Raw genomic sequence first — 6,664 nt, forward strand, 5'->3', positions numbered from 1 at the left:
TGTCAGTCTGTAGAGCGACCATAAGACCAGAACAGAGTAAATCTGTTAAGGCAGGTGCGAAACCCCGCAAGGGAAAGAAGCAGAAACCTAAATCGTGAGGTTTGGGAATCACCGTCCGTTTACGGCGGTGAGGATGTCAACTAACTGTCCAAAGCGCACTTGTAGTAAATTTTCGATCATCCCCCGACGCGCCTCTTGAAGACCTGCTTGAAGACCTGCTTGAAGACCTTCTTCAAGAGCTTCTTCAAGAGCTTGTCGTCTCACTGCTTCTTTCCATTCCAGATAAGTTTGGGATAACGTCATAAACACCTCTCGATCTTCTTCTTCTAAAATATTTTGTATTTCCACGCTCACCCGCCAACTAACTAATAGTTCTATGACATTTTGACGGTAGTTGTTCCCTATTGGTAATTCTAGCAACTCTCGCACGGCTTGATTCTGAGTTTTACCCTTACCCAATAACCTTAACCAGAGGGTGTGAAAATTAACAGGAAGTTGATTGATCACAATAATAGCCGTGCGCTGTAAAGGAGGCAAGAAATACACCCCTTCGGGCCAATTCGGGTCTAAGGCCGCCCCAAAACCGTTTAATATAGTTTCACTAACCAGAGGGGCAAGAATCCATAAACGGGGCAAATTTTCCTCATTGTAGGGGCTATTTTCTCGTTTGGCCTGTCGCTGTAGTTCAGCAAAAACGGCGGTTAATTTCGCCAGACAATTACGCACATCGGCACGAGTGGGAGAATTACGATAGGGTTCTAGGAGAGTGCTATTTAGGGCAATTTGACCTAATAATCCTAGATTATCGACAGTTATTTGCCGATCTGGATGAGGCGAAAAAAATAGATCAATTTGTCGGTTTTCGTCGGTAATTTCCTTGCTAATTTCTACCTGGCCTAGAGGCGATAATAATTCTTCCAGATAGTTTTTAGCAAATTGGTCATGAGGTTTCATCAATGGAGGGGAAGAAAAAAAACGTAAGATTAGTTAAAGAAAATGAGACAAATATACATTGATTAGACAAAAAAAGCTATAAGTAAAAGAAAAGTCAATCTTCCTCAGCCCCATGACGAGAAAAGAACGGCCCTACTCGTGGTTCTCAAGAAAACCCTTGACCTGGCAACAATCGCGGACTATGTGGCGCGATTTATGGTTAGAAGCGTCCCTCGATTTTCCCTATCTAGCTTTGATTGTCAGTTCTTGTGCGATCGCTACCTTTGGCTTAGTCGCCAATAGTGCGGCAGTGATTATTGGGGCGATGATTATTGCCCCTTTGATGTTGCCGATTCGTAGTCTTGCTTTTGGTGGTTTAATTGGCAGTTGGCGATTAATTCGTAAGTCGGCCTTGGCAATTTTAGTCGGTACGATTATCGCTTTAGCGATAGCTTGGTTGCTGGGATTATTGATCGGAATTTCTGAATTTGGTAGTGAAATTCAAGCTCGTTCTCAACCGAATCTTTTAGATTTAGGAGTAGCAATTACCGCGGGGGCAATCAGTGGTTATGCTAAAATAGAACCGAAAATTTCAGGTACTTTAGCGGGAACAGCGATCGCCGTGGCTTTAATGCCGCCAGTTTGTACGATTGGTTTAGGATTATCCCAAGGGAATTGGGTCCTAAGTTTGGGGGCAACTCTGTTATATATTACCAATTTATTAGGCATTGCTCTCTCCTGTTTGTTGGTCTTTTTGCTGGCAGGTTATTCTAATTTTCATCGGGCGCGTAACGCTCTAATTTTGACTTCTATCCTGACAGCAGTTTTGCTAATTCCGTTAGGAATAAGTTTTGCAACTCTGGCCAATCAAGCTCGCTTAGAAAGGTTGCTCAAAAAAGCTTTATTACAACGAACGATTACTTTTCAACGGGCAGAATTATTGGAATCTTCGATTAATTGGCTCAAGCAACCTCCCCGGGTGAGATTAGTAGTAAGAACTGCGGAAAGTATTACCCCCAGACAGGTAGAATTGTTGGAAGAATTCATTACTCAGGAAATGGGGCGACCTTTTCAATTAAATGTCTTGGTTTCTAAGGTTAATGAAGTCACTGCCCCAGAATAAAGTCGAGAAAATTAGCTCAAGTAATGACAAACAAGGATTAATTCGCTATCTTAATGTTTGATATTTAATCTATAGGTAGAGTTCAGGTGAGTAGCGGCAATCGACCAGAAAGCACGGCTTATGTGCGGATAATTAAGCAATCTTGGCAAACGGGTAAATTAGAGGGAGAAGTGCGGACGGAACAATATCAATGGCGTTTTCAATGGCATTTTCTTCAAGGCAAGTTATTAGTACAACCTTCCCTAGGTAGGGCTTTGATTTTTGAACCCTTGAATCGGTTTTTAGAACGCTACGATTATCAATTAGAACCGGGAGGAGATTATGAATTTACAGTGCGCTCAAAATTGTAAATATGACAGATTCCCTCAAACGAAAACTTCGTACCTCATCATTAAGATAACTGCCTATTGATCAAGAGAAATTGACGGTTTATGGACAACCCGGCCGAGATACTAGATTTTTACAGGAAGTTTTTTGATTTAAATCCTGCTGGTTAGGCTAAAATTCAGCCATACTAAAGCGTTATATTAACGATAAGAATTTTTAGGAATAAGGGAAATGACGCAAGGACAGAAGGTTTCAGTGGGTATTGTCGGCGCTTCGGGATATGGTGGCGTACAGTTGGTACGTTTGCTCAAAGAACATCCCCTTGTCGAATTAGTCTATCTGGGGGGCGATAGTAGTGCGGGGAAACCCTACAGTGATTTATATCCCCATCTCGGTCATAGTATTAATCTTAATGTGGAGGCGATCGATTTAGAGACAATTGCCTCCCGTTGTCAAGTGGTTTTCTTGGGTTTACCCAATGGTTTAGCCTGTGATTTAGCTCCTCCTTTGATCGCTAAAGGGTGTAAAGTGTTGGATCTGTCGGCAGATTATCGTTTTACTAGCCTAGAAACCTATAGTAAATGGTATGGCAAGGAACGTCAGGATCAAGCGATCGCATCTACGGCTGTGTACGGTTTACCGGAACTTTATCGGGAAGATATTAAAAATGCCTCTTTGATCGGTTGCCCCGGATGTTATCCTACTGCTAGTTTAATGGCGATTTCTCCCCTGTTAAAACAGGGTTTAATTGTCCCGGAAACCACGATTATTGATGCCAAATCGGGAACTTCGGGGGGAGGAAGACAAGCTAAGATTAATATGTTATTGGCAGAAGCAGATAGTTCGATCGGGGCCTATAATGTAGCGGGAAAACACCGTCATACTCCTGAAATCGAGCAGATTTGCAGTGATTTAGCCGGTCATGAGGTGCGCGTTCAGTTCACTCCCCATTTAATGCCTATGGTCCGGGGTATCCTGTCCACAGTCTATGCAACTTTGCGGGATCCCAATCTGGTGCGGGATGATTTGATCACTATCTACAATGCTTTTTATCGCGCTTCTCCCTTTGTCAAAATCCTACCGGGGGGAGTCTATCCGCAAACTAAATGGGCCTGTGGCACTAATTTATGTTATCTCGGTATTGAAGTGGATCCGAGAACCGATCGAGTGATAGTGATGTCAGCGATCGATAATTTAGTTAAGGGACAATCGGGACAAGCGGTACAATGTCTCAATCTCATGATGGGTTGGGAAGAATCCCTTGCTTTGCCGCAAATGTGTTTTTATCCTTAAAAATTTCTGGATGCGTTTAACCACGCATCCTTTGCTCAATTTCAGGAAAAACTGGCAAAATTTTGTCACTATGATTGAGATACGATGTTTGCCGATTGGCAGCAAAGGCAAGGAGAGAGTGGCAGAAAAGTAGTCAGCTTCTCCAGAAAAGTAAGTCCAAAACCTTCTCAAAGTTCCTCCCCACCAAACTAAATTTGATTGTCAAGTTGATATCAACCCCTTAGAAACCCTGACTTACCCGACTAGGATCACCTAAAAAGGCCCTTGGCGGAATCGATCCTTTAGTGGCTTCCGGGAGAATTTGCCAGTGTTGATCTAAAGCTTGTAAAACTCGATCCTGCTGATTTCTGAATCCCTCGATATTGCTACTACCAGCATTCATAATCACAAACCAAACTTTACCCCTTTCTTGGGTGGGAATTTCTCCGGCTAAAGCGCTAACTTGGGCCAAAGTTCCAGTTTTAATCATCACTCCTTTGGGAATGGCGCGCCACTGCATAGTTCCTTTGGTATCGCGTCCCCCCACCGGAAATAAATCGGCGACTTGTATCGGTTGATTGGCTAACTTGCGATCCAAGGCCTTGAGAATCTCAATAACTGCCCGGGGAGACAAGCGATTTTCTACACCCAATCCCGAACCATTAATTAATTGAATTTCCTCCGCTCCTACCCCGGTAATTTTAGTATTAATTGCGTCCACTGCCGCCGGGCCGCCGAGCAACTCCGCTAACATTTCTGACATGACGTTATTACTATAAATATTCATCTGACGCAACAGTTCCGTTAAAGTCAAGGACTGATGACGCAACAATAATCGGGCATTTTCGGGGCGAATTTGACTGGCTCGAACCATGCCCAAAATCTTCACCTGTGGGGCTTGTGTGCCGCTAGGAAGGCTCTGAAAAGCTTTTTGGGTTTCTTTTGACCATTTCGATTGATTAAGCCCAATTTTCAGCAATTCTCCCGCTTTGAGGGGATCGGTTTGAAAATTCATGGCGAATTTACCCGTAACGATCAGATCGCCTTTGACCTGACGGATGCCTAATTGATGGAGGCCATTGCCCACTGCGATCGCTTCTTCCCAGACAAACAGAGGATCCCCTCCCCCTTCAATAATTAAATCTCCCTCTAACACCCCGTTTTTTACCTCTCCCGTGCTGTAAAAACGAGTAGCAAAACGATGATCGAGAGGCCAGGTTTCCACGGCGGCGAGAGTAGTGGCGATTTTAGTTAAAGAGGCCCCCGAAGCGGGCAGATTACCCTGATGATCAGCTAAATCAGCCCATTCCGTCTCAATTAAGACCCGTTGTTGACTAGAGTTTAAACCTTTTTTAGTCAAGTCTTGCAGATAATCGGCCACGATCGCCGCCACCCGGGGATCGGGAGCGGTGGGAAGGTGGAAAATAGGTTGATTTTGCCAAGAAATTAGGGGAATATTGGCGATCGGTTGGGATTGCCCCCCCAACCAACCCAAGAGAAAGCCGAAAACTGCCAAATTAAAAACTGAGAACATCTTTTCCTTAATCGCAATGATGCCTTATTGTATAGAGATGATTGGTAATTTTTAACAATTGCTCGATCAGAAAACACTAATCCTCGATCGGCCAGCTTTTGTCAAGAGCTGCCGCTCAACTTATTAAAGATTTCTATCCCACTGACTCAATGGCAGAAACGGCATTAAATCGGGCAAGAATCGCGGTAGATGCGATGGGAGGTGACCACGCTCCCAACGAGATTATCGCGGGATCGATGCGAGCTTCCGAAGAATTAGATGTAGAAGTATTATTAGTCGGCGATTCTGAACGGATTGAGGCTTATTTCCAGCATCATCCCCGTCCCAAGAATCTCACCATCGTCCACGCAGAGCAAGTGGTGGCCATGGACGAAGAACCGATCACCGCTATCCGTCGCAAACCAGCGGCCTCGATTAATGTGGCCATGGATTTAGTCAAACAAAATCGCGCCGATGCGGTGGTGTCCGCCGGTCACTCCGGGGCAGCCATGGCGGCAGCGTTACTGCGTTTAGGTCGTTTAAAAGGAATCGATCGCCCGGCGATCGGTGCGGTGCTGCCGACGATGTTGGCGGGTAAATCGGTGATTATCCTCGATGTCGGGGCGAATGTGGACTGTAAACCCAAATATTTAGAGCAGTTTGCCCTAATGGGGACAATTTACAGTAAATACGTTATGGGTGTTGAAGAACCGAAAGTCGGTTTACTCAATATTGGCGAAGAAGCCAGCAAAGGTAACGATCTCGCCCTAAAAACCTACGAATTATTAGAAAATAACCAGCAAATTCCCTTTATCGGCAATGCGGAAGGCCGGGATGTGCTATCGGGACAATTTGATGTGATCGTCTGCGATGGTTTTGTCGGTAATGTCCTGTTAAAATTTGCCGAAGCGGTGGGGGGAATTATCCTACAAATTCTCAAAGAGGAATTACCTAGGGGGATACAGGGTAAAGTCGGGACGGCTTTAATTAAACCCAATCTTAAACAGATCAAACAACGCATGGATCATGCGGAACACGGTGGCGCACTGTTATTTGGAGTCGATGGGGTCTGTGTGATCAGTCACGGCAGTTCCCAAGCGCCTTCAATTTTTAACGCTATCCGACAGGCAAAAAATGCCGTTGATAATCGCGTTTCTGAGCGCATTCAAGCCTACAATGACCACCATCATCAATTAAAAGAGTTGTCGGTGAACGGTGAAGATTAAGCCGTCAGCCTTTTGCTGTTATCAGTAAACAGTAATCAGTAATCAGTGAAAAGACAGTAGGAAACTGCTATTTAATACTGCTCACTTAATACTCAAATCTAGTCACTGATGACTGACCCACTGATAACTGACATCATCAATTAAAAAAGTTGTCGGTGAACGGTGAAGATTAAGCTGTCAGCCTTTTGCTGTTATCAGTAAACAGTAATCAGTAATCAGTGAAAAGACAGTAGGAAACTGCTATTTAATACTGCTCACTTAATACTCAAA

At 44.3% G+C, this 6,664-nt stretch carries 6 protein-coding genes; 4 read left to right on the forward strand and 2 right to left on the reverse strand.

Features of this window, described 5'->3' with window-relative positions; translation table 11 throughout:
- Positions 1–108: 108 nt before the first annotated feature.
- Positions 109–954, reverse strand: coding sequence for an RpnC/YadD family protein (locus IM322_RS14620; protein WP_287673648.1), 846 nt, complete (start codon positions 952–954; stop codon positions 109–111).
- A 112-nt stretch (positions 955–1,066) separates the two neighbouring features.
- Between IM322_RS14620 and IM322_RS14625 the strand changes: the two genes are divergently transcribed.
- From IM322_RS14625 to argC, 3 genes are all read left to right on the forward strand, one after another.
- On the forward strand, positions 1,067–2,056 hold the full coding sequence (locus IM322_RS14625) for a DUF389 domain-containing protein (protein WP_287673644.1): 990 nt from the start codon (positions 1,067–1,069) through the stop codon (positions 2,054–2,056).
- Between the two features lie 86 nt (positions 2,057–2,142).
- Positions 2,143–2,406: a DUF3146 family protein gene (locus tag IM322_RS14630; RefSeq protein ID WP_286826371.1), complete on the forward strand. Its 264-nt coding sequence runs from the start codon at positions 2,143–2,145 to the stop codon at positions 2,404–2,406.
- Between the two features lie 208 nt (positions 2,407–2,614).
- Entirely contained in the window at positions 2,615–3,676 is a 1,062-nt protein-coding gene (gene argC, locus IM322_RS14635) for an N-acetyl-gamma-glutamyl-phosphate reductase (protein ID WP_287673642.1), read from the forward strand.
- Between the two features lie 220 nt (positions 3,677–3,896).
- Here argC and IM322_RS14640 read toward each other — a convergent pair whose 3' ends face one another.
- Positions 3,897–5,189, reverse strand: a complete 1,293-nt coding sequence (locus tag IM322_RS14640) for a D-alanyl-D-alanine carboxypeptidase (RefSeq protein WP_287673641.1) — start codon at positions 5,187–5,189, stop codon at positions 3,897–3,899.
- Between the two features lie 149 nt (positions 5,190–5,338).
- Between IM322_RS14640 and plsX the strand changes: the two genes are divergently transcribed.
- A complete protein-coding gene (plsX, locus tag IM322_RS14645) occupies positions 5,339–6,394 on the forward strand; it encodes a phosphate acyltransferase PlsX (RefSeq protein ID WP_287673652.1) in 1,056 nt (351 codons plus the stop codon).
- Positions 6,395–6,664 lie beyond the last annotated feature (270 nt).

The sequence above is a fragment of the Microcystis sp. M109S1 genome, assembly GCF_020247025.1.
In the GTDB taxonomy this organism is placed as follows: Bacteria; Cyanobacteriota; Cyanobacteriia; order Cyanobacteriales; family Microcystaceae; genus Microcystis.